This window comes from Shimia sp. MIT1388 (assembly GCF_047124445.1).
GTDB lineage: Bacteria > Pseudomonadota > Alphaproteobacteria > Rhodobacterales > Rhodobacteraceae > Shimia.
Genome location: NZ_CP138921.1, coordinates 3,949,681 through 3,973,545, shown reverse-complemented (window position 1 = coordinate 3,973,545; position 23,865 = coordinate 3,949,681). Strand labels below are relative to the sequence as shown.

22 protein-coding genes are annotated in these 23,865 nt (G+C 59.1%); 10 read left to right on the top strand and 12 right to left on the bottom strand.

Features of this window, described 5'->3' with window-relative positions; all coding sequences use genetic code 11:
- Positions 1 to 104 precede the first annotated feature (104 nt).
- A complete protein-coding gene (locus SIB92_RS19555) occupies positions 105 to 575 on the bottom strand; it encodes a GatB/YqeY domain-containing protein (protein ID WP_412553589.1) in 471 nt (156 codons plus the stop codon).
- A 182-nt stretch (positions 576 to 757) separates the two neighbouring features.
- Between SIB92_RS19555 and carA the strand changes: the two genes are divergently transcribed.
- Together carA and SIB92_RS19545 are read left to right on the top strand one after the other, a co-directional pair.
- Positions 758 to 1,912: a glutamine-hydrolyzing carbamoyl-phosphate synthase small subunit gene (carA, locus tag SIB92_RS19550; protein ID WP_412553588.1), complete on the top strand. Its 1,155-nt coding sequence runs from the start codon at positions 758 to 760 to the stop codon at positions 1,910 to 1,912.
- A gap of 113 nt (positions 1,913 to 2,025) precedes the next feature.
- Positions 2,026 to 3,981, top strand: a complete 1,956-nt coding sequence (locus tag SIB92_RS19545) for a glycosyltransferase family 2 protein (protein ID WP_412553587.1) — start codon at positions 2,026 to 2,028, stop codon at positions 3,979 to 3,981.
- Here the strand turns inward: SIB92_RS19545 and SIB92_RS19540 are convergent, their stop codons facing one another.
- Positions 3,982 to 4,620, bottom strand: a complete 639-nt coding sequence (locus tag SIB92_RS19540; RefSeq protein ID WP_412553586.1) for a GntR family transcriptional regulator — start codon at positions 4,618 to 4,620, stop codon at positions 3,982 to 3,984.
- A gap of 125 nt (positions 4,621 to 4,745) precedes the next feature.
- Here SIB92_RS19540 and SIB92_RS19535 point away from each other — a divergent pair, with 125 nt between their 5' ends.
- From SIB92_RS19535 to SIB92_RS19520, 4 genes are all read left to right on the top strand, one after another.
- Positions 4,746 to 5,390, top strand: coding sequence for a pyrimidine 5'-nucleotidase (locus SIB92_RS19535; RefSeq protein WP_412553585.1), 645 nt, complete (start codon positions 4,746 to 4,748; stop codon positions 5,388 to 5,390).
- A gap of 234 nt (positions 5,391 to 5,624) precedes the next feature.
- Entirely contained in the window at positions 5,625 to 5,831 is a 207-nt protein-coding gene (locus SIB92_RS19530; protein ID WP_412553584.1) for a hypothetical protein, read from the top strand.
- Between the two features lie 62 nt (positions 5,832 to 5,893).
- Positions 5,894 to 7,096, top strand: coding sequence for a UbiH/UbiF family hydroxylase (locus SIB92_RS19525; RefSeq protein ID WP_412553583.1), 1,203 nt, complete (start codon positions 5,894 to 5,896; stop codon positions 7,094 to 7,096).
- Between the two features lie 3 nt (positions 7,097 to 7,099).
- A complete protein-coding gene (locus tag SIB92_RS19520; protein ID WP_412553582.1) occupies positions 7,100 to 7,798 on the top strand; it encodes a M50 family metallopeptidase in 699 nt (232 codons plus the stop codon).
- A gap of 106 nt (positions 7,799 to 7,904) precedes the next feature.
- Here SIB92_RS19520 and SIB92_RS19515 read toward each other — a convergent pair whose 3' ends face one another.
- The 3 genes from SIB92_RS19515 to SIB92_RS19505 all read right to left on the bottom strand — a co-directional run bounded on the left by SIB92_RS19515 (position 7,905) and on the right by SIB92_RS19505 (position 10,030).
- A complete protein-coding gene (locus SIB92_RS19515; RefSeq protein WP_412553581.1) occupies positions 7,905 to 9,023 on the bottom strand; it encodes an aminotransferase class V-fold PLP-dependent enzyme in 1,119 nt (372 codons plus the stop codon).
- Positions 9,024 to 9,122: 99 nt separating this feature from the next.
- The gene (locus SIB92_RS19510) at positions 9,123 to 9,578 is read right to left on the bottom strand and encodes an Lrp/AsnC family transcriptional regulator (RefSeq protein WP_412553580.1); all 456 of its coding nucleotides are present in this window, start codon (positions 9,576 to 9,578) and stop codon (positions 9,123 to 9,125) included.
- Complete coding sequence (locus SIB92_RS19505) at positions 9,575 to 10,030, bottom strand: Lrp/AsnC family transcriptional regulator (RefSeq protein WP_412553579.1); 456 nt, start codon at positions 10,028 to 10,030, stop codon at positions 9,575 to 9,577. The genes SIB92_RS19510 and SIB92_RS19505 overlap by 4 nt, the downstream gene beginning before the upstream one ends.
- Before the next feature lie 131 nt (positions 10,031 to 10,161).
- Here SIB92_RS19505 and ilvC point away from each other — a divergent pair, with 131 nt between their 5' ends.
- The 4 genes from ilvC (at position 10,162) to SIB92_RS19485 (ending at position 13,534) form a co-directional block, all read left to right on the top strand.
- Positions 10,162 to 11,184, top strand: coding sequence for a ketol-acid reductoisomerase (ilvC, locus tag SIB92_RS19500; protein ID WP_412553578.1), 1,023 nt, complete (start codon positions 10,162 to 10,164; stop codon positions 11,182 to 11,184).
- Between the two features lie 335 nt (positions 11,185 to 11,519).
- A complete protein-coding gene (locus SIB92_RS19495; protein WP_412553577.1) occupies positions 11,520 to 12,212 on the top strand; it encodes a class I SAM-dependent methyltransferase in 693 nt (230 codons plus the stop codon).
- Positions 12,213 to 12,263: 51 nt separating this feature from the next.
- Complete coding sequence (locus tag SIB92_RS19490; RefSeq protein WP_412553576.1) at positions 12,264 to 12,617, top strand: hypothetical protein; 354 nt, start codon at positions 12,264 to 12,266, stop codon at positions 12,615 to 12,617.
- Entirely contained in the window at positions 12,614 to 13,534 is a 921-nt protein-coding gene (locus tag SIB92_RS19485) for a DMT family transporter (RefSeq protein WP_412553575.1), read from the top strand. The genes SIB92_RS19490 and SIB92_RS19485 overlap by 4 nt, the downstream gene beginning before the upstream one ends.
- Positions 13,535 to 13,538: 4 nt before the next feature.
- On the opposite strand, the gene glmM is transcribed toward SIB92_RS19485, so the two are convergent.
- The 7 genes from glmM to gltS all read right to left on the bottom strand — a co-directional run bounded on the left by glmM (position 13,539) and on the right by gltS (position 23,865).
- Entirely contained in the window at positions 13,539 to 14,885 is a 1,347-nt protein-coding gene (gene glmM, locus SIB92_RS19480) for a phosphoglucosamine mutase (RefSeq protein WP_412553574.1), read from the bottom strand.
- Positions 14,875 to 15,894 carry a dihydropteroate synthase gene (folP, locus tag SIB92_RS19475; RefSeq protein WP_412553573.1) on the bottom strand — a complete coding sequence of 340 codons (1,020 nt, stop codon included), beginning with the start codon at positions 15,892 to 15,894 and terminating at the stop codon, positions 14,875 to 14,877. The genes glmM and folP overlap by 11 nt, the downstream gene beginning before the upstream one ends.
- 39 nt (positions 15,895 to 15,933) lie before the next feature.
- Positions 15,934 to 16,869 (bottom strand): dihydroneopterin aldolase, encoded by a 936-nt coding sequence (locus SIB92_RS19470; protein WP_412553572.1) that lies wholly within the window; start codon positions 16,867 to 16,869, stop codon positions 15,934 to 15,936.
- Between the two features lie 129 nt (positions 16,870 to 16,998).
- Complete coding sequence (locus tag SIB92_RS19465) at positions 16,999 to 17,643, bottom strand: cell wall hydrolase (protein ID WP_412553571.1); 645 nt, start codon at positions 17,641 to 17,643, stop codon at positions 16,999 to 17,001.
- A 147-nt stretch (positions 17,644 to 17,790) separates the two neighbouring features.
- The gene (locus tag SIB92_RS19460; RefSeq protein ID WP_412555872.1) at positions 17,791 to 20,283 is read right to left on the bottom strand and encodes a putative PEP-binding protein; all 2,493 of its coding nucleotides are present in this window, start codon (positions 20,281 to 20,283) and stop codon (positions 17,791 to 17,793) included.
- A gap of 135 nt (positions 20,284 to 20,418) precedes the next feature.
- Positions 20,419 to 22,644, bottom strand: coding sequence for a glycine--tRNA ligase subunit beta (glyS, locus tag SIB92_RS19455; protein ID WP_412553570.1), 2,226 nt, complete (start codon positions 22,642 to 22,644; stop codon positions 20,419 to 20,421).
- A 9-nt stretch (positions 22,645 to 22,653) separates the two neighbouring features.
- Positions 22,654 to 23,865: a sodium/glutamate symporter gene (gene gltS, locus SIB92_RS19450; protein WP_412553569.1), complete on the bottom strand. Its 1,212-nt coding sequence runs from the start codon at positions 23,863 to 23,865 to the stop codon at positions 22,654 to 22,656.

Genomic DNA, 23,865 nt, shown 5'->3' with positions numbered 1-23,865 from the left:
CTAATGCAGTTCAGGCTAGCGCAGTTCCACACAAAAACAAGGCTCCCAACAAAAAACGGCCCCGCCTTTTCAGGCGAGGCCGTTTCAAATCTCACACGATCAACTTAACCGTTGGCCAGTTGGTCTTTCACCATCGGCCCGACTTTGCCAAAATCCATCTGGCCGGTGTATTTCGCCTTGAGCGCCCCCATGACCTTGCCCATGTCGCGGATGGACTCTGCGCCCACCTCGGCCACCGCTGCTTTTACAGCCTCGACAATCTCGTCATCGCTCAGCTGCTTGGGCAGGAATTCCTCGATGATGGTGATCTCGGCCAGTTCCCGCTCCGCCAGGTCCAGACGGCCACCTTCTTCATAGGTGCGCGCACTTTCCTGACGCTGCTTCACCATCTTGGCGAGAATCGACAGGATATCCGCATCCGACACACCGCTGCCGCCTTCTTCGCCTTCGCCACGCGCCGCAATGTCACGATCTTTGATCGCAGCCATGATCAGACGCAAAGTGGAAAGCCGATCCGCCGCGCGGTCACGCATCGCCTGTTTCAGCGCGCTGTTGATGTCTTCTCTGAGTGCCATTCTTCTTGCCAATTGCTGTCAAACATAAGCATGCGACCTTATATAAACGCCCGCTGACTCGCAACCATCGCGTTTTTTGACCAAACCCTTTAAAATAAGGGGTCACTGAGAACACACATCTGCTTGACGCCCGCCGCCCACCGACATATGCATCGGCCAATTTGCCAGCCGGAGACTCGCCCATGACCGCATCGACCCCCGATCACCCGACCGCCTGCCTCGCTCTTGCTGATGGCACTCTGTTTTACGGACGTGGCTTTGGCGCCACCGGCGAAACAGTGGCGGAGCTCTGCTTTAACACCGCCATGACCGGCTATCAGGAAATCATGACCGACCCGTCTTACGCGGGCCAAGTCGTGACCTTCACCTTCCCTCACATCGGCAACACCGGCGTAAATCCGGAAGATGACGAAACCGCCGATCCGGTGGCTGAGGGCATGGTTGTGAAATGGGACCCAACCGAGCCATCCAACTGGCGCTCCGTGAACACGCTGTCCGATTGGCTCGCCTCCCGGAACCGCATCGCCATCGGCGGCATCGACACCCGCCGCCTGACCCGCGCGATCCGCCAACAAGGCGCGCCACACGTCGCACTGGCCCACAACTCGGATGGCGAGTTTGACACCGAAGCTTTGGTGGCCAAAGCGCGTGCCTTCTCTGGTCTCGAAGGTCTCGATCTGGCCAAAGAAGTCACCTGCGCCCAAAGCTACCACTGGAACGAGATGCGGTGGGCTTGGCCGGATGGCTACCCAAAGCTGACCGAGCCAAAGCACAAGGTTGTGGCCGTTGATTTCGGTGCCAAGCGCAACATCCTGCGATGCCTGGCCTCTGTGGGCTGTGACGTGACCGTCCTGCCAGCCACCGCCACCGCCGAAGAGGTGCTCGCGCACAACCCGGATGGCGTTTTCCTCTCCAACGGTCCGGGCGACCCTGCGGCCACCGGTGTATATGCTGTGCCGATGATCCAGGATGTGCTGAAAGCCGACATTCCAGTGTTTGGCATCTGCTTGGGTCACCAAATGCTGGCGCTCGCGCTGGGGGCTAAAACCGTGAAAATGAACCACGGCCACCACGGTGCAAACCACCCGGTGAAAGACCACGACACCGGCAAAGTGGAAATCACTTCGATGAACCACGGCTTTGCAGTGGACGCCCAAACTCTGCCCGAAGGTGTGGTGGAATCCCACGTGTCCCTGTTTGACGGCTCCAACTGCGGCATCCGCCTCGCAGACAAGCCGGTGTTCTCCGTGCAGCACCACCCAGAGGCCTCCCCTGGCCCACAGGACAGCTTCTACCTGTTTGAGAACTTCGCTGCCGCGATGGCCGCGCGCGCCTGACCCTCAGGTAAGGAAATCCCGACGTATGGCGGCGCGCCCGCCATACGTTAACTTTGCATTAACCATACACGCACAGGCTAAAACGGTGTGTTTTAGCGAGTTAGGTGTGCAGTATGGCCACCACGCCTCTTCAGCAATCTGCCCAACGACATCAACCGCAGGACGCGGCGCGGCTGCCCTTGGCGCGTGCCTTGATCGAGGCAGGTTTGGTTACCCCGTGGCAGCTGTTCTTCGCCTTGCGCTGCCAATCGTCCTGGAATGCCACCCTCACCGAAATCCTGACCGCCCAAGGCTGGGTGACAAATGCGGCCTTTCGCAATTTCAAAGCCCAATCGGAAGACCTGCGTCAGGTCGATCTGACCCGCACGCCACCTTCAAAGTCGGCCGCGGACCTGTTGTCGCCCGCCTTCTGCCTCAAGCACAATGTACTGCCTTGGGCCAAGATTGGCAGCACCGTCATTTTAGTCACCGGCCGCGCTGACCATCTCGATGACCTGCGCGCCGTCTTGCCTCCCCATCTGCGAGAGGCGCTTTTTGCGCTCACCGATGCCAAACAGCTGCAAGCCCATGTCGCCTTACATCACCGCCGCGCTCTGACCGAAGCCGCCGAGTCCTGTGTGCCGGAAGCCGAGAGTTGCCGTCGCTTCGCCCATGGCGCTGCCCTGCGGCACTGCCTGTTTGTCAGCCTGTTGCTCCTGCTCGTGTTTGCCGCCGTCCCCATACCCAACCTGGCCCTGCACCTGCTTACCTGGTGGACCATTGTCACCCTGATCGCCGCCACCAGCCTGCGCATCGCGGCCCTCTGCTTTCACCTCTGGCCCAAAGGGGGCGCGCCGCCGATCCCTCCGCTGCGCTGGTCCGCCGCCGCGCCGTTTACGCTGCCTGCCCATCTGACCCGCAATGGTCGTCGCGCCCGCCTGCCACGCATCTCCGTGATGGTGCCGCTGTTTCGCGAAACCGAAATCGCGACGGCCTTGATCCGCCGCCTCACACGGCTGACCTATCCCCGTGCCTTGTTGGATGTGGTGCTGGTTCTCGAAGAGAAAGACCAGCTCACCCAAGCCACCATCGCCCAAACCCATCTGCCGCGTTGGATGCGGGTGGTCGAGGTGCCCACCGGCTCCGGCATCACCACCAAACCCCGCGCCCTCAACTATGCGCTGCCGTTTTGCCGCGGCGAGATCATCGGCATCTGGGATGCTGAAGACGCCCCCGCCCCAGATCAACTGGAGCATGTCGCCTATCACTTTGCCCACGCAGGGCCTGATGTGGCCTGCCTGCAAGGGGTCCTGGATTACTACAACCCCTACACCAACTGGCTGTCACGTTGCTTTGCAATCGAATATGCCGCCTGGTTCCGACTGCTCCTGCCAACGCTCACCCGCCTCGGTTTCCCAGTTCCATTAGGCGGCACGACGCTGTTTCTACGTCGAGATCTGATCGAAGAGGTTGGCGGCTGGGACAGCCACAACGTCACCGAAGACGCTGACCTTGGCATCCGCCTCGCCCGACGCGGCTATCGCACAGAGCTCATCCCCACAATCACCAAAGAAGAGGCCAACTGCCATGTTATTCCTTGGATCCGGCAGCGTTCGCGCTGGCTCAAAGGCTACATGGCCACCTATATCGTGCACATGCGTAACCCGCGCCAACTATGGCGCGATCTAGGCCCACGGCAATTTCTCGGCTTCCAGACGCTCTTTCTCTGCACAATCAGCCAGTTTCTACTCGCGCCCTTTCTGTGGCTCCTCTGGGGCGCTGCCTTTGGCCTGCCGCACCCGCTGACCGACACGCTGCCACGGGAAACCCTGCTGATCCTCGTCGCCACGCTGCTGCTATCCGGCACCACCAACGGCGCACTCTGGATCACCGCAGTCCACAAGAGCAACCGCCCCCGGCTCTACCCGTGGATTCTGTCGATGCTATTCTACTTCCCGCTGGCCACAATGGCCGCCTACAAAGGCCTCGTCGAGATGGTGCTCGCGCCATTCTATTGGGACAAAACCAGCCACGGCAAAACCGCCGAGGCCGTCGACCACAGCACCTGCCACGCCAGTGACACCACCTGACTACTCAGAGTTTTCCTGCTTCAAGCGGGTCACAAAGGCCGTCGAAATATGCGCCCGCAAGGCCGCGTCCGCCGCATCGCCATCGCGCGCAGTGATCGCATCCACAATCGCCTGATGCTCCACCAACGTGTCTTCACCGCGCCCTTCTACAGCAATCGACGTGGTCGCCATCAACGCCATCGAGCGATGCACCAGGTCCAGTTGTTGCACCAGATACCGGTTGTGGCTCGCCAGATGGATCTGCTTATGAAACCGCCGGTTAGAGCGCGCCAAAGCGGACGGATCATCCACCCGCTTCTGGTCCTCATTGACCATATCCTGCAACACCTGAACCTCTTCAGTGGTTGCATGATGCGCCGCCAGCCGCGCCGCCAAGCCCTCAAGCTCCCCGCGCACCACATAGAGCTCCGCCATCTGGTTGTGATCCAGCGAGTTCACAATCAGGCTGCGCCCGTCCCGCGCCAAAAGCGACTGCGTCTCCAGCCGCTGCAATGCTTCCCGGATCGGGGTGCGTGACATACCAAAGCGCTCCGCCAGATCGCTCTCCACCAGCCGATCCCCCGGCTTAAAAACACCCACATCAATCGCTTCCAAAATCAGCGTATAGGCATCTTTGTTCGGGCGTGTCGTCTGCGACATGTGGCGCGGTCCTTCTTTGCAGTAAAGGTCAGACTACGCACTGCGCCCTGTGATGCAACCCCAACGGCGCCCGCCACCGCGCTTTCCCCGTTGCACCAAAGCGGCCCCCCGCGTATCACGCCCTCATGCCGAAGCAGTCTTTCTCACATGTCTCCACCTGGGTGTTTGATCTCGACAACACCCTCTACCCGCCTGAAGCCAATTTGTTTGGTCAAATCGAGGTGCGGATGACCGACTATGTGATGAACGCTCTGGGCGTGGACCGCCCCAAGGCCAATCAGCTACGCCAAGACTACTGGGCGCGCTACGGCACCACGCTCACCGGCCTGATGCGTGAGCATGACGTGGACCCGGCGCCCTATCTGGTCGACGTGCATGACATCTCGCTTGACCATCTGGAGGCCGACGGTTTGCTGGCGCAATACATCAAAGAACTGCCCGGCCGCTGCATTGTCTACACCAACGGCACCGCGCCTTACGCCGAACGGGTGCTCGCCGCGCGTGGCCTCGACGGTCTGTTTGATGCGATTTACGGCGTGGAACACGCCAATTTCCTTCCCAAGCCCGAACGCGCGGCCTTTGAGACCATCTTTGAGAAAGACGGCGTCGACACCAAAACCGCCGCCATGTTCGAAGACGATCCGCGCAACCTGCAAGCCCCTCACGACATGGGCATGCGCACTGTACACGTTGCTCCGGAACCGCTGGACCACGACCACATCCACTTCCACACCGACGACCTGCCGACTTTCCTGTCTAAGCTGCGCTAACGTCGGCGACCTGTGCGAAAGTCGGGGCGGGCATCTCGTCGCACTGCGACAAGGTGCCAGTTTTAAAGATGCAGCCCAGATGAATATCTAAACCACGCGGCAGGAGAGCCTTTCTGACAGGTCTGAGGGATCGGGGAAGCGCGGCAGTGTCGTGTCCCACAGTGCTATCTTTTAGCGTTATCCTCCCTGTTCCCCGCACCCTCCCCGGCGCGGGCCCTGTAAAGGACTGCCATCATGAGCCTCGCCTCTGCGTCTGACATTTCCACCCCAAAAACCAAAACCAAACTGGACCCAGCCACCTGGGTTTGGGCCGGCATCGCCCTGCTTGTGGCACTTTGGGGCACCTCGATTGCCATGTTCGGCATTCCCGGCCTCTACATGCCTGCCGTAGCCCTGGTCCCAGTGATTTACCTCGCTCTCGTGCTGATTTCCCGAGGGTGACATTTCATCCCCTTGGAACCAGTTTCAGCCAGGCGTAAGGTGCCGCGCAGGAGGCCTTTGCCATGACTGAGACAACCCAAGTGGACATCCTGATTTCCGGCGGCGGCATCGCCGGATTGACTGCCGCCGCCGCCTTTGGCGCTGCCGGATTTTCCGTGCAATGCGTCGACCCGGCCCCGCCCGTGACCGAACGGGACGCCGCTGGTGCGGACATGCGCACGACCGCCTTCCTGCAACCGGCCCGCACGCTGCTGGAAGAGGCCGACCTCTGGCAACGTCTCGATGCCCACGCCGCCCCGCTGCAAATCATGCGCATCGTGGATGCCGGTGGCGAAGTGGCCGAGCCGCGCATCGTAAAAGACTTCGACGCCTCCGACATCTCCGAACAGCCCTTTGGCTGGAACCTACCAAACTGGCTCCTGCGCCGCGAAATGATCGCCCGACTGGAAGAGCTGCCCAACGTTGACCTGCGCATGGGCTGTGGCACCACCACGCTCTTCACCCGCACACATGAAGCGCGCGTCGGCCTCTCCGATGGCAGCCAAACCCGTGCCCGTCTGGTGATCGCCGCCGATGGCCGCAACTCCCCCATGCGCGAGGCCGCGGGCATCGGCACCAAAACCACGCGCTATGGGCAAAAGGCCCTGGCGCTGGCGGTGACCCACCCAATCCCCCACGCCAATGTCTCCACCGAAATCCACCGCTCCGGCGGGCCTTTCACGCTTGTGCCACTACCAGATCACAACGGCATGCCCTCTTCCGCACTGGTCTGGATGGAACGTGGCCCCCGTGCGCAAGAACTCTTTGCGATGGAGAAGGCCGAGTTTGAGGCCGAGATGACAGAGCGCAGCTGCGCCCTCTTTGGCCCACTGACGCTGGCGTCCAACCGCACCATCTGGCCGATCATCTCGCAATCCGCTGACCGGCTCTACAGCCAACGCCTCGCGCTGGTGGCTGAGGCCGCCCACGTCGTGCCACCCATCGGTGCGCAAGGTCTGAACATGAGCCTTGGCGACATGCGCGTCCTGCTGGAACTGGCCAAAGCCGACCCCGCCGATCTGGGCAGTGAACGCATGCTGGAGCGCTACCACCGCAAACGCTTCACCGAGGTCAAACTGCGTGTGAAGGGCATCGACATGCTCAACCGCGCCTCCATGGCCGAAGCGCAACCGCTGCGCAACGCCCGCGCCCTTGGCCTCAACGCGCTCTATTCGCTGGCACCGGTGCGCAAAACGTTGATGCAAATGGGGCTGGGCGTGCGCTGACCGATGCGGTCGCTCAGTACCTTCGTTAGCAATCATTGGCAGCTTCTGGCTTTGACGCTGCTGATCACGCTCTTGTGGAAAACCGATGTGTTGTTGCCGCTGCGCATTCTCACGGTGTTCCTACATGAGCTCTCGCATGCAGTTGCCGCAATACTCACCGGCGGCGAAGTCCTCAGCCTGTCAGTAAGCCCCAACGAAGGCGGTTTGGTCACCGCGCGCGGCGGCAGCCCGTTCTGGATCACCTCCGCCGGATACCTCGGCTCACTCCTGATCGGCGCCGCGCTCTTTGTTCTGGCACTGCGCACCCACTGGGACCGGGCCATCCTCGCGGTATTTGGCGGCATCACCTTACTGGTGGCGGCTTTCTATGTGCGCGATCTCTTTGCACTTGGCTTCACACTTGCCACCGGCGTGGCCATGCTACTGGCTAGTCGCTACCTCAGCTTGGACATCAACGACATGATCCTGCGCACCATCGGGATCAGCAGCATCATCTACGCTCCTCTGGACATTTTTGACGACACCATCCGCCGCGCCCACCTGCGCTCTGACGCGCGCATTCTGGCGGAACAAGTTGGCGGCTCAACACTGTTCTGGGGCGGCCTCTGGTTGGTAATCAGCCTGGGGGTGATCGCCTTAACTCTGCGTTATGGATTGCCACAAAACAGCAATATCACCCTGCGCCAGAAGACAACACGTTGACCCGCGCACGGCTATTTCTGCAAAGCAACCACCAAAATGAAACGGAGGCAGCGCCAAAAACGCCACCTCCGCAAAACAGTCGTAATACCGACGCGATACCGACGTGCTAAAGCACCGTATCAAGCACATTTCGTAAACGATTTATTGTCGCGTCAACATCGTACAATTTGTCCAATCCGAACAGCCCAAGCCGGAAGGTCATGAAGCCTTCAGGCTCATCGCAAGCCAGCGGCACGCCGGCGGCAATCTGCATGCCCTCTGCGGCAAACTTACTGCCGTTCTGAACGCCAGGGTCGCTGGTGTAGCTCACCACCACGCCCGGCGCGCCAAAGCCATCCGCCGCAACCGACTGAATGCCCTTGTCTTTCAGCATGTTACGCACACCGTCACCCAGGGCCCACTGCGCCTCACGCAACTTCTCAAACCCGTATTCTTTGGTCTCCAGCATCGTATCACGGAACGCCCGCAGCGCATCTGTTGGCATGGTCGCGTGATAGGCATGGCCGCCATTCTCATAAGCCACCATGATGTCTCGCCACTTTTTCAGGTCGAGCGCAAAGCTGTCAGACTGGATATTTTCCAACCGCGTCAAAGCTTTATCTGACATCATCACCAGCCCAGCTGACGGCGACGCGCTCCAACCTTTCTGCGGCGCAGAGCACAACACATCCACGCCTAGCGCCTTCATGTCGATCCAAACACAACCAGACGCGATGCAGTCGAGAACCATCAGCGCGCCAACCTCATGTGCGGCGTCAGCCATGGCCTTGATATAGTCATCCGGCAGGATCACACCGGCGCTGGTTTCCACATGCGGTGCAAAGACAACCTGCGGTTTTTGCTTGTGAATTTCCGCCACAACGTCCGCAATCGGCGCGGGCGCAAACGGCGCAGTGACATCATTCCCAGTCTGCCGCGCCTTCATCACCGTGCTTTCCGCCGCAAAACCGCCAGCTTCAAAAATCTGGCTCCAGCGGTAAGAGAACCACCCATTGCGCACCACCAGCGTTTTCTGCCCCGCAGCAAACTGCCGCGCAACCGCTTCCATGCCATAGGTTCCGCCGCCCGGCACCAAGGCCACCGCGTCTGCGTTATAGACCTCCTTCAACAAGTCGGAGATATCCCGCATAACCTGCTGAAAAGCTTTAGACATATGGTTCAAAGACCGATCCGTGAACACCACGGAAAACTCGCTCAACCCACCGGGATCAACATCATGCACCATCGGGAAACTCCTTATCATGTTACCTATGGTCTACCGCAAAGTGGCGCGTCCACCAATCACCCAAAGCCTTCAAGACCCTTCGTCATTTCCATCAAGCGCTTACAGCGGTCCCGGCCGCCGTTCTTCGCTCAGCAAAACATTGGCCTCCACATTGCCCACGCCCGGCAGTGTCATCACTCGACGCCGCAAAACCCGTTCAAAATCAGATATATCGCGCGCAGTGACACGCAGCCGGTAATCATACAATCCCAGCACGTGCTCCACGGTTTGCACCTCCGGAATGGCTGAAACCGCGCGCTCAAAGTCCTCAAGACTCACCCGACCCTTGGTGGCCAGCTTGACCCCCAAAAACACCGTCACGCCAAACCCAAGCTTCTCATAATCCAGATCCAGCTTCCGCCCCGCAATCGCCCCGCTGTCCTGCAACCGCTTGATCCGCCGCCAGGTCGCCGGCTGCGACAGTCCAAACCGCCGTCCCAACGCGCCCGCGTTCTGCGTCGCGTCTTCTGCTAACGCCTTGAGAAGGCTGCGATCAATCTCGTCCAATTCAATCATATCGGCAGGCTTTCATCAGATTTAATCCGAGCTACATGCATGAGCGATTCAATGTCCGTGATATGCGGCAAGGTCAGAATACGGCTGCGATACACCTCCTGATAATGCCCCATGTCTTTGGCAATCACCGACAGCCGCACATCAACACGCCCCAGAAACGTTTGAATTTCCGTGACTTCAGGAATGTCCCGCGCCGCTTCAATAAACTCATCAAACGCCCGCGATTGGGTCTTATCCAAGGTCACCCGCAGCGAAACTTCCACCGCGTATCCCAAGGCTTGCCAGTCAATAACCGCCCGCTGCCCCCGCAGCACGCCAGCCTCCTTCAACTTCTCAACCCGCCGCGTCAGGCGAGAGGTTGTCAAAGACAAGCGATCCGCCAAATCAGGCACGGATTGAGTCGGGTCTGCCTGCATATAGCGCAAAATGCGGCGATCAAGATCATCAAGCATGAATAATCCGGAAAATTACCTCTTTGCGAATGAATACTCGTAAAGTAGTGCGAACTACTAGCCAAATGTGGTCGTCCCTCACTTCAAAAAACGTATTCTGCCTCCAGAAACCAGTTAAAGGAGCGCCCATCATGCGCGTTTATTACGATCGCGATTGCGACATTAACCTGATCAAAGACCTGAACGTTGCCATCCTGGGCTACGGCTCCCAAGGTCACGCCCACGCGCTGAACCTGCGCGACTCCGGCGCAAAAAACGTTGTGGTTGCTTTGCGCGAAGGCTCCCCTTCCGCAAAGAAAGCTGAAGGCGAAGGCCTGAAAGTTATGGGCATCGCCGAAGCAGCTGCGTGGTGCGACGTGATCATGTTCACCATGCCCGACGAACTGCAGGCAGAAACCTACAAGAAATACGTCCACGACAACATCAAGCCAGGCGCCGCCATCGCGTTTGCCCACGGCCTGAACGTACACTTCGGCCTGATCGAGCCGAAAGAAGGCGTTGACGTGATCATGATGGCGCCAAAAGGCCCAGGCCACACCGTGCGCGGCGAATACACCAAAGGCGGCGGCGTGCCTTGCCTCGTAGCTGTTGACACCGACGCCACCGGCAAAGCGCTGGAAATCGGCCTGTCCTACTGCTCCGCCATCGGTGGCGGCCGCTCCGGCATCATCGAAACCAACTTCCGCGAAGAGTGCGAAACCGACCTGTTCGGCGAGCAAGCTGTTCTCTGTGGCGGTCTGGTAGAGCTGATCCGTTGTGGTTTCGAAACCCTGGTCGAAGCCGGCTATGCCCCTGAAATGGCGTACTTTGAGTGTCTGCACGAAGTGAAGCTGATCGTGGACCTGATCTACGAAGGCGGCATTGCAAACATGGACTACTCCATCTCCAACACCGCAGAATACGGCCAATACGTCACCGGCCCACGCATCCTGCCTTACGAAGAAACCAAAGCACGCATGAAAGCGGTTCTGGACGACATTCAGCAAGGCAAATTTGTGCGTGACTTCATGCTGGAAAACCAGGTTGGCCAGCCAACTCTGAAAGCGTCCCGTCGCGCAAACGACGAGCACCAGATCGAAGCCACCGGCGAGAAGCTGCGCGGCATGATGCCATGGATCTCCGCAGGCAAAATGGTCGACAAAGCAAAGAACTAATCTTTGCGTCGCACTGACAAACAGAGGCATCCGCGCAGCGGGTGCCTTTTTTTTGGGGTGGGGGGCACTACAACGAGAGACGTCTTGAGCCGCCTTCAGCGCCCCAATGCACCTTGAACCCCATAGCCCCGTCAGCCCCGCTATCACTCTAGGTTTACATGGTCGCAATATGCGGCAACACTGCTGCTGTATATTTAGACTAGAAAGCAAAAATGCTACGTTACCTTCGCAAGGCCGCGAAACGCAGCCTAACTTCTGACCCGACACCGGCAAACGTGCCGAACACCGGGGATTTTGCCCCTGCGTCGCCGGAACAGCTCACTGCCCGCGCCAAAGTGCGCCACTTTACAGAAATCTGCCCGTTCCCCGAAAGTGAACGTAAACGTCTCGCCGCCAGGAGCTACATTCTATGGGGCATCCCGACCGGCGGAATCGGTGCCGAGATCGGCGTTTTTCGGGGACATTTTTCCGAAGCAATTGCCAAGCGCCTGAAGCCAAAAAAATATTATCTGATTGATCCTTGGACCTGCGCTGGGGAGACGTTTGACTGGGGAGACGCGTACACCAACTTTGGCGCGCTCAAAACCGCTGACGCACGGGACGAGGCGGTAAATCGGGTTCGATCGGCCTCGGACGCCGAAGTTGTTGTGGTCGAAGGATACTATCCACTTTGCGAAGATCAGATCGAGGAGAAGTTGGACTGGGCCTACCTTGATGCAAGCCACTCTTTTGAGAACACGCTCAACGAGCTGCGTCACATCGCCAAGCAAATGAAACCGCAAGGCGTCATATTTGGCGATGACTGGCAACCGGATCCGGCTCATGAACACCATGGGGTTTTTCGCGCCGTGCAACAATTTTCACGCACAAGCAATTGGCAAATAGTGGCCTGTGGTCCTGGCGCCCAGTGGAAACTGCATCGCATGAAACGTCCTAATGCAAAGAAACACGCCAACGCCACGAATGCGGCCAGTGCACAGACCAAGGACGTCAAGAAGCCTAAACCGGTCAAGAAGCGATCCGATTGACCTTTCCAGCCTCTCACAGCATGGTCCGTTCGTAACGAGAAAGGACCATGAATGGCCGACGAAACAAACAACAGTGTGACCCTGTTTACGCCCAACTGGCTGCGCGCCGTCTTGCGCGGAGACCGTCCAACCGGCGAAACCTTTTGGGTGGGCAACTACGGGACCGCTCTGTTCCACCAGCCTGTTATGGCGCTGCTGTTGGTCTTGCCCATAAGTGAGGCGATTCCGGGCACATTGGCCGCACTGCTGGTGTTGTATCAACTGGTTTTGACTCGCGCCGTGACCCGCTCTCAACCTGGCGTGCCAACGCCTCTGGGGTGGAAGATCGCCGGCGTTCTGGTCACTTTTGGTCACGCCGCCCTCTTTGCGGCCTTGGCGCGGTCTCTCTTTATGAGCGGCGCATGACCTCCGCACCGGACATCACCCTCAAAAGCTGGCTTATGGTCGCTCTGCTTGGGCTGATCTGGGGCGGCACCTTTATGGTGCAGAAGTTAGCGCTGGGTCATATGCCGCCTTTTTGGGTTGCCGCTGGGCGCATTGGCTTTGCCGCCGTCATTACAATTGCGGTCTGGCAACTGCGTGGCGGCCGTATGTTCACAACAGAAGCCACCGATTGGCCGCGACTGGCCTTTGTCTCGATCTTCAGCGCCGCTGTGCCGTTTATGTTCCTGGCCTGGGCCCAACAATACGTGACCTCGGCGTTCACTGGCGTCTCCATGGCCGCTGTGGCGCTCTTTGTTCTGCCATTGGCCCACTTCTTTGTGCCCGGCGAGCGCATGACCCTGCGCCGCACGCTGGGCTTTCTCATCGGGTTTTCCGGCGTTGTGGTCCTGATAGGCCCCGCAGCCTTCGCCTCTACCGGGAGCCCGTTAGAAGGCTATGGGCGGATCGCCTGTCTCGCTGCCGCGTGCTGCTACGGCGTGTCGTCCATTGTGTTGCGCAAACTGCCGCCGCTTGATCCTGTCGGCCTCTCCGCCGCCACACTGATCTTTGGCAGCTTTGTTGTGATCCCGATCGCCTTTGTGCAACACGGCCTGCCGCCAATGCCACCATTAGAAGGTCTGGCCCTTGTTGCCCTGCTCGGCTTGGTCCCTACAGCGGGCGCCAACCTGTTGCGCATCGTGGTAATCCGCAGCGCGGGTCCAGTGTTTATGAGCCTGACAAACTACCAAGTACCGCTGTGGTCCGTAGTCTTTGGCGTAACGCTCATGGGCGAGCCATTGCCTGGCTCCATGATTTGGGCAACGTTGCTAATTCTATCTGGCGTCGCTTTGAGCCAACTTGGCGCCTTGCAGCGCCTGTTTGGCTCGAAAGCCACCTAAAGGTTCAGGCCACGGCGGCCTGCACCGCATCCACAACGCTATCAACGGTGCGCTCCAACAGCTGCGCGTCCTCACATTCCGCCATGACCCGCACCAACGGTTCGGTGCCGGACTTACGGATTAGCAAACGCCCCTGCCCAACCAAGGCCGCTTCTGCATCTGCAATTGCGGCTTTGACCGACGCCGTGTCCAACGGTGTCTGCCCCGCGCCATAGCGCACGTTTTTCAGCATCTGTGGCACGGTCTCAAACACCTGCGCCAACTCAGAGGCCTTCTTACCGGTTTCCACCATGGCCGCGAGGAACTGCAGGCCAGCCATCAGGCCGTCACCCGTAGTGGCATAGTCGGTCATCACGATGTGACCGGACTGCTCCCCCCCCAAGTTGAAGCCGCCTTTGCGCATGGCTTCCACGACATATCGGTCGCCAACCGCAGTGCGCTCCAGCCGCAGGCCTTTGTTTTCTAGAAACCGCTCAAGCCCCAAGTTGGACATCACAGTGGCAACCAGCGCGCCACCTTTCAAGCGGCCCTGCGCCGCCCACTGACTGGCCAGCAGCCCCATGATCTGATCGCCATCGGCAACTCTGCCTTTTTCGTCGATAATCATCACACGGTCGGCGTCGCCGTCCAGGCAGATGCCCACATCCGCCCCATGCGCGACCACAGTTTCTTGCGCCGTTCGTGTGTTGGTAGACCCGCAGTTTTCGTTGATGTTGTACCCGTTTGGCACAACACCCACGGTAATCACTTCGGCACCTAGCTCCCAAAGCGCCTCGGGTGCGGCGCGATAAGCCGCTCCGTTCGCGCAATCAATCACAACCTTCACGCCTCGCAGTGGAAGATCCCGCGGCAGCGAGCTTTTCACACGCTCAATATAACGGAAGCGCCCGTCATCAATCCGCTGCGCGCGGCCAATGTTCTGCGCCTGAGCAGGCTCAACGCCGCTCTCGATCAGCTTTTCCAGCTCCAACTCGACCTCGTCGGACAGCTTGAACCCGTCTGGCCCGAAAAACTTGATGCCATTGTCATCCGCAGGGTTGTGACTGGCGGAAATCATCACCCCAAGGTCCGCCCGCATGGAAGTTGTCAGCAACCCCACCGCAGGGGTCGGCACCGGGCCAAGCAGGAATACGTTCATACCCGTGGAGGTCAAACCCGCGGTCAGCGCATTTTCAAACATATAGCCGGACAGGCGCGTATCCTTGCCAATCACCACACGGTGCTGATTGGTGCCGTCGTTGCGAAAATACCGCCCCACGGCGGCGCCGATGCGCAGCGCCATTTCGGCAGTCATTGGATAGATATTGGCCGTGCCGCGAACCCCGTCGGTTCCGAAAAATTTACGCGCCATTGTAGTCTCCTGTCGTCACTGCCTGCCACAGATTCAAAGCCTGACGGGTCTCTGCCACGTCATGTACGCGCACAATTTGCGCGCCTTGCGCCACGCCTTCAAGCGCAACCGCCACAGAGCCTGCCATCCGCTCTTGTGCAAGCGAAGCCTTGCCGATGGTGCCGATAAACTTCTTCCGCGAGGCACCCAACAGAATAGGACAACCCAAGCCATGAAACAGGCTCAGCCGCGCCAGTAAAGCAAGGTTATGCGCAAGGGTTTTGCCAAAGCCTATGCCAGGGTCCACGACGATCTGGTTACGCGCGATGCCCAGAGTTGTCAGACGCTCAACTTGTGTTTCAAGGAAGTCATAAACATCAAGTAAAACATCATCATAGGTTGGGTTTTGCTGCATCGTCGCCGGATCACCTTGCGCATGCATCACGCAAACTGGGACACTTGTCTCTCTAGCAAAACCTGCCAACTGAGGATCATAGGTAAACCCAGACACGTCATTCACCAGAGACGCGCCCGCCGACAACGCCTGACGCGCGACCTCGGACTTGCGCGTGTCAATGCTGATCGGTACGTCCAACTTGCCGGAAATAGCTCGAATGGGCGGTGCGGTGCGGGTGATTTCTTCTTCAACCGGCACAAAATCCGCGCCCGGCCGCGTGCTTTCGCCACCGATGTCAATCAAGCTGGCGCCGGCCGCATACATGGCCTCTGCTTGCCGCGTGGCAGCAGCAACACCGGCAAACTGCCCGCCATCCGAAAAGCTGTCCGGCGTGACATTCAAAATGCCCATCAGGTGAGGACTGCTCATATCCAGCCCACAAATCGATGCGCGTCGTGCGCTCATCCGCGCCAGCACATCCTTAGGCACATCCTGCGTAGACACCACCTTAGGAGCCTCACCTCGGCGCAGCACCTCTACATGCGTGAACCAACACCACCCGCCCGCTAACGTCAGAGCGTTGCCTGGACGTGCAGCATCGGTTTGCGCGATGGGACGATAATAAATCTTCATATCGGCTGCTTGCGTAAACGCGGGAGAAAAAGCAAGGGATCAGAGCGTTTTCTGCTCGGCGCGGATCTGCCGCGTCGCCGTTTCCAGCGCAACGCAGCCGTCCACGTTCCCAACAACCCAGAAATCGTCCGCCAACATCTCCGCCGCAAACCAGGCCGCGAGCCCCAGAGCATCGCTTGGCGGCGCATCCGGCCCATCCACCGCATCCAGCACAATTTTGGACGGTGCCCAGACGCAAATCTGGCCGTTTTTCATCGCCCAATCCAACTCTGTGCGCGTGTCCACCACAACACATCGCTTGTCCCGCGCAGCCAGCATCCAGGCGTTTTGCTCAATTGCCAGAAGATCCACACGCCGCTGCGTCAACTCCTGCCCCGTCTGCGGCGCAGCCACATCCGGCGCACCAACACACAAGATCAATGGCTGTTCGGCAGCCTCAAGCTGATCGATCCAACCCGACAGGTTCTCAGAGGTGCGCGCCTCATTGGTCAAATAAACCACCCGCGGCTTTGGCGGTTCTTCTTCAGTCAACGCTTCCACCGGCGCCAAATGCGCTTTGCGCGACCGAACAATCTCAACGCCCAAGGCCCCCGGACCGCGGTCCAGCTTTTCGATGCGCACAAACACCCGTTGGGCCTGCGGCTCCAAAAGCACCCGATCAGCCACACGCGCCGCCAGTGTTTCCAAAAGGTTCAAACGTTCCGCGGCCAGTTCAAAGGCGATGGCTTCGGTCACCTTGTCGTATGACAGGATGCGATCCACATCATCATCCGCGACCGCTGCGCTTGTCGGCAAGACCTCAACAACAACGTTGAAACACACCCGTTGGGTTGCGCCACGCTCCGCCTGGAAGGCGCCTATCTCGACCTCAACGATATGATCGCGAAGCGAGATACGGTCCAACGGGTCAGACCCGGACGTCGCCTCCGCACGTTCGGAAGGGTGGGCAAATGCCAATCGAATTTCGTTGCTCATGAGTGTGGTCCGCGCCGTTGCCTGTCCCTCTCCAAAAGGGATGCGCAGCCTTTAGCAGGAGCGTCCGGTTCAAACCATAGCGGAAAGCGGCGCAAAACGCCGCTGAAACGCCCAATCTCGCGTCAAACGTTAGTTTTGAGAGAGCCGTGTCGGCATACGGTAGAAGTGATGCACGCCAATGGTCGTGGTCCGCGGGAAGGTGCGTGCCCACCGCGGGTTCACCGCTTTGGTGTGATAATGCGTGGCGCCATCGGTCAACTGCTTTGGAGCCCCATCAAGCAACAAGTGTGCAACTTTGCCAACACGCTCATACGCGCCATGTTCGCGAATTTTGTTGCTGATGCCATCGCAATTGTAGGTGAACTGACACTGATATTTACGACCACTGGCGGTGCCTTGATTGATCACGCCACACACGCTGTCCGGAAAGGACGCATGGCTAGAGCGGTTCATGATCACTTCCGCCACCGCGAACTGCCCTTTCACGCTCTCGCCGCGAGCCTCAAAGTAAAGCGCCTCAGACAGACACTGCCACTCGGCTGTGCGATGCTCGTCCGCAACTTTTGGCTGGCTATCGATGAACGCCCGGCTGTAGCTGATCTCGGTTGGCGCCTGCTTCTTCTTGGCGCCAAAAATGTCGCGCAGGGACTTGCCGTCAAACAACACCAACTGGCGAGGTTTCTCTTTGTTTTTGACGTTGGACGGAGTCGCTTCTGCGGAAGCCAGACCAGCGGTCAAAGCAAATGCAATAACACTAACAATCAGTTGGCGCATCGGAACCTCATGGCGGGGCAAGGCGCCCCTGGCAGCTATTAACGAGGCGTCTCTTAAAGGAAAAAGCGTAAATGGTCCACTAATGCACAATGCCGCACCAAAGGTGTGGCATAAACTCAGCAAATTTGGAGCGAATTTTTCCTTAGTTTATTGCAGCTTATCCGCAATCGCCAATTGGGCCGCCGCCAAACGGGCGACGGGCACCCGGAATGGAGAGCAGGACACATAGTCCAAACCAATCTCCCGACAGAAGGCAATCGATTCGGGGCTACCGCCATGTTCACCACAAACAGACAGGGTCAAACCAGGCTGTGCGCGACGCCCCCGTTCCGCACCGAGCCGCAACAACTCGCCCACGCCTTCCTGATCCAACGTGTGGAAGGGGTCCTCAGGAAAGACGCCTTGCTGCACATAGGGGCTCATAAACCGACCCGCATCGTCTCGAGACAGGCCATAGGTCATCTGGGTCAGGTCGTTGGTACCAAAACTGAAGAACTCACAATGCGGCGCGATATCCTCAGCGCGCAGCGCAGCCCTCGGTGTTTCCACCATGACGCCAAGCCGATAGTCAAAATCCCGACCGCGTTCTGTTTTCACCGCTGCCGCAATCGCGTCAATGCGGGTTTTGACCAATTCAACCTCCCGCTTGGCGGACACCAGCGGGATCATGATCTCCGGCACCACAGGGTCTTCGTCACCGCAAGCATCCAATGTCGCTTCAAAGATCGCCCGCGCCTGCATGTCCAGGATTTCCGGCACCGTAATGCCCAATCGTACCCCGCGCATACCCAACATCGGGTTGTATTCGCCTAAAGCCTCAACCCGTCGCGTCACATCCGACAACGGCAAGTTCAACGCTTCGGCAAGATCACGCAGTCCGGCGCGATCAGTAGGCAAAAACTCATGCAACGGCGGGTCAAACAGACGAATGCACAGCGGTCGCCCATCCATTAGCTCAAACAGTTCGACAAACATCTCACGCTGCATTGGCAACAGCGCCTGCAAAGCCACGCTGCGATCTTCTGGCCCATTGGCAAAAATCACCTCGCGCATCGCAATCAGCTGATCCGCCTCAAAGAACATATGTTCCGTCCGGCAAAGCCCAATGCCTTCTGCCTGGAAGGTCAGTGCCGTCTTCGCATCCGCAGGCGTGTCGGCATTGGCGCGCACGCCAATGTCGCGGCTAACGTCCGCCCACTCCATCAAGGTCTGGAACGAGTCATCCAGCGCCGCTTCGAGCATTTTTGGCTCCCCTGCCAAAATCTGCCCATTGGTGCCATCAACCGTGATCACATCGCCTTCGGTGAAAATCCGACCATCCGCCGCCACAATGCGTTTCTTGCGAATCTGGAACCGCATGGACGTTGCACCCACAACACAGGGCAAACCAAGACCACGCCCAATCACCGCCGCATGGCTGGTCATCCCGCCGCGCTCCGTCAGCGCCGCACTGGCGGCGTGCATGCCGCGAATATCCTCTGGATTGGTTTCCCGCCGCACCAAGACACAGGCCTCGCCTCGCGCTGCCGAAGCCTGCGCCTCAGCCGCCGTAAACACAATTTTGCCGGTGGCCGCGCCTGGGCTGGCCGCAATTCCCGTGCCCAACACGTCCCGTTCTGCTTCCGGATCCACCTGACGGTGTAACAACTCGTTGAGCGCGCGCGGCTCCACCCGCATCACCGCTTCTTCACGCGGGATGATTTTGTCTTCCGCCAAGGACACCGCAATGCGGACCGCAGCACGCGCACTACGCTGCACACGGACGCCGTCCAGAATGCGAAGCTGCCCGTTTTCCAACGTGAACTCGATTTGCATTTCCTCGCGCAGGCGCTTGCGCATCAGAATTGAAAACTCGATCAATTGATCAAACGCCTGCGGCGCTTTTTCCTCCAAAGAAGGACCGCGTTCATCCTGCTGCAAAAACAGCGCAGCCGCGCCGGATTGCAGGGCATCGCGTCCCTGCGACTGGCTCAAATAGCGGCCAGTGATTTGCGGCAAGCCCGTGTCGCTGTTCACCAACTGCAACACGCCACTGCCACTTTCGCCTTTGCCGACCCCAAGAGCCATCGCCTGGATGACCAGCCCAAGTCCCGCATCCGCCGGAGCGCCTTTGGCCTGGCGCAGCAACCGAGCCGTAGTGCCCTCCCAAGCCCGCGCCATAGAGCGCAACACGCCAATCAGCTGGGTTTCCAGCGCTTGCGGAAACGGTTCCTCAGCCTCATCCTCATATGCCGCCAGATAATCGGACACCGCATCCGCATCTCCACTGTCCAGATCATCAAAGATGTCCGGATCAAGCCGCGCCACATGGGTGGAGTAGGACTGAATGAACTTCAGGTAGAGTTTGGTCGCAGCTTCCCCCCCAATGCTCTCGCTGAGTGTGCCCAAAAGCGCATCATTCATCCCGATATTCAAAATCGCACCGGGACCGCCCCAATCAGGATCCTCGGAGCTCGGGCGCACACACAACAGCTGGTCATCCCCAAACGGCGCCAGCATACGCGCCATATCTGGCAACTCTCCTGCAGCCAGCCCATGAACCGCATCAAACGACAGCGCCACAGTGGCTGGCACCGGTAGGTCCAGCCGTACCAGACGCTGCAAACACTTGGCCCGCCCACCATGTGTGGCGGGGCTCATTGGCGCGTCGGGGGTGATCAGGGTGATGTTTGGGTCGTTCTGCTGCACTGCGGCACCTATTTGTTGTGCAACGCAGCATAGACCGGCGTCGCGGCGAAACAAGCCTTTGCTGTTCCGCCGCGACGATTTTGGGTGTTAGCCTTCGACGCGGGTCAGGTCCGCCGCCTGAAGACAGATCACGCGGATACGGGACAACAGGTTCAAACGGTTGCGGCGCACCACTTCGTTGTCACTGTTCACCTGAACGGCTTCAAAGAACGCATCGATAGGCGCACGCAACGTCGCCATGGTGCCCATCGCAGAGGCGAAATCTTCCGCTTTGATGGCCGACGCAATCGCCCCTTCCGCAGCATCCAGCGCCGCGAATAGTGCCTTTTCGCTGTCGTCCTCGGCAAATTTCACATCTGCGCCAAAGGAGTATTCCACACCGTCTTTCTCTTCGGCCTGGCTCAGAATGTTGTTGGCGCGTTTGAAGCCTTGCAGCAGGTTTTCACCATCTTCGGTGCCGACAAAATCCTGCAAGGCTCTTGCCCGTGCGACCAGCAACGCCAGATCGTCATTGCCCGGCATCGCAATACAGGCGTCAATCACGTCATGGCGCACGCCTTGATCGCGCAGATAGACCTTCAAACGGTCATGGAAGAAGGACAGCAGGTCAGCCGAGGTGTCCGGCAGGCTCTCACGCAGTGCCTCAATGTGCTTCGGCAACTCACCATCAATGGCCGCCTTGACCGTGTGCACAACAGCCCCCAACACGCCGTGCTCTGCGATCTCTTGCTCCAGGTCTTTGGCCAGAACCGCCGCCAGCTTGTCGTCCTGTGTCTCATGCGCTTTGTGACGCAGAAGTTGGCGATCAAAATGCGCATCCAGCGACAGGCGCAGGTTGTTCTCAAGAACCAAACGGATCACGCCCAGCGCCGCCCGCCGCAGCGCAAACGGGTCTTTGGAGCCGGTTGGCTTTTCGTCAATCGCCCAGAAGCCTGTCAGCGTGTCGAGTTTATCCGCCATGGCAACTGCCACCGACACCGGCGCGGATGGCACATCATCAGACGGGCCAAGCGGCGAGTAGTGTTCTTCCGCGGCCGCGGCCACCGCGGCCGAATGGCCAGCCGCTTCGCCGTAATACCGCCCCATCAGACCCTGCAATTCCGGGAACTCATAGACCATCTCGGAGCTCAGGTCCGCTTTGGCCCAGCGCGCGGCCTTGTCGGCCTCACCAAAGGACGCACCGGTCACTGGCGCGACTTCGCTCGCCAACGCGGCAATGCGGGCAATCCGGTCGCCCTGGCTGCCCAGCTTGTTGTGGAAGGTTACGTTGTTCAGGCTCTCAAGCCACGCATCCGCCCCAGCAGAGGCCACACGAATGTCGTTTTCCCAGAAGAATTTCGCATCAGACAACCGCGCGAACAACACTTTTTGGTTCCCGGCCAGAATGGTCTCCCCGTTGTCTTTGGTCTCGCGGTTGGCGACGGTCACAAACTTCTCGATGCGACCGGTCTTCGGGTTCTTCACCGAGAAAAACTTCTGATGCTCTTTCATCGAGGTCTGCAGCACCTCAGGAGGCAGACCAAGGAAGTCCTCTGCAATGTCGCCCATCAGCACAACCGGCCATTCCACAAGACCTGCGACCTCGGACAGCAGACCTTTGTCTTCAACCAGCTCCAGACCTTGGGCAAACGCCATGTTGGTGGCGTCGTTCCAGATGGTTTCGGCGCGCTCCTCAGCGTTCAGGATCACACGGTCGCGCTTCAGCTTGACCTCATAGTCTTCAAACCCGTGCACGGTGAAACGGCCGCGGCCCATAAAACGGTGGCCTTCGGTGGTGTCACCAGATTTGATCCCGTCAATATCGAGCGGCACAACAGTGTGCCCATCTTCCGCGCTCAGAATGCACAGGATCGAATGCAGAGGGCGCACCCACCGCAAAGACCCAGCGCCCCAGCGCATGGACTTCGGCCATGGGAAATTGCGAATGGTGTCTTCCAGAACTTCGGCCACGATGTCCGCCGCCGCACGGCCCGGCTTGGTGATGGAGGCAAAGTACACCGCACCTTTGGGCGTCTCGCGCTCTTCCAGATCTTCGCGGGACACACCTGCGCCACGCAGGAAGCCCTCAATCGCTTTGTCCGGCGCGCCCACTTTGGGCCCTTTGCGCTCTTCCTTGACCGTCGGGCTTTCCGCCAACAGGTCCTCAATCGCCAGGGTCAAACGGCGCGGCGTCGAAAAAGCGCGTGCATGGGCGTAGGTCAAACCGGCTTCAACCAAACCATCCGTGACCTTTTTCTTGAGATCATCAGCAGCCCGCGCCTGCATACGCGCGGGAATTTCTTCGGAGAAAAGTTCGATCAGCAGATCTGGCATGACGGGTCCTTAGAAGTTCACGATGGATTGGATAACAATCGCGTTCGCGATATCGACAAAAAAGGCTGAAACCAAGGGCAAAACGACAAAAGCGATCGGCGCAGGGCCGTATCGTTTGGTCACAGCGGTCATATTGGCAATGGCTGTGGGCGTTGCGCCAAGCGAAAACCCGGCAAAGCCGGACGCCAGCACGGCGGCATCATAGTTACGGCCCAGGATCGGGAAGAGCACAAGGATGACCAACACAACGGTGATCAGTGTCTGCGCACCGACGGTTGCTATAATCGCCAAACCTGCACCGCTTAAGGTGGAGAAATCCAACGTCATCAAGGAGATCGCCAGGAACACGCCCAAAGCAAATTCCGAGATCACAGCCAGCGTCGGGGTGCGCGCCACAGGGGGGGCTTTGGGGGCAAGCAGCAAACGCAGGTTGCCAAGCACAATGCCCATTATCAGGCAGGGCACAAACAGTGGTAACATCAAGCCTGCCTCTTTGAGTACGCCGTGTAAGACGTAGCCTAGGATAATGGCGATGTGCAGGCTCAGCATCACCCGCATCAAAGACACGTGACAGATTTCAGAGGTCTCATGTTCTTCCTCAAACGACACCCCAACAACGTCGCCGTCCCCTTGGTGTGTGGAGGTTAATGCGTGGCGTCCCACCAAAAACTTGGCGATCGGCCCACCCACAAGAGAGGCCGCAATCAGTCCGAGTGTCGCCATCGCCACACCCAGCTCCGCCGCACTGTTCAAGCCGGTGGCGGCGGCCACATTGGGGGCCCAGGCAATGGCGGTTCCGTGCCCGCCGATCAAGGAAGCGGACCCGAGCAAAACGCCGGACTGAGCCGGCAGGCCAAACATGGTGGCTCCGGCAATGCCAACAACACTCTGCACAACGATGGTGCCCAGCGTCAGCACCAACAGCAGCGCCAGGATCTTACCGCCCGATAACAGGTCCGACAGCCGTGCGTTCAACCCGATGCCTGCAAAAAACAGCACCAAAAAGTAGTCTCGCGCCCCGGTTTCAAAGCTCAACCCAACGCCGGAGATGACCGTGAACAAAGCAAAAATCGCTGCTGCGATCAGGCCGCCTGTGACGGGCTCAGGAATATTGAACTCCCGCAAAAACGCCACCTTGCGGGTCAGGCGTGCGCCCAACAGAAACACGGCAAACCCCAAGGTGGCTGTGATCATTTCCGGGACTACAAACACCTGATCCAT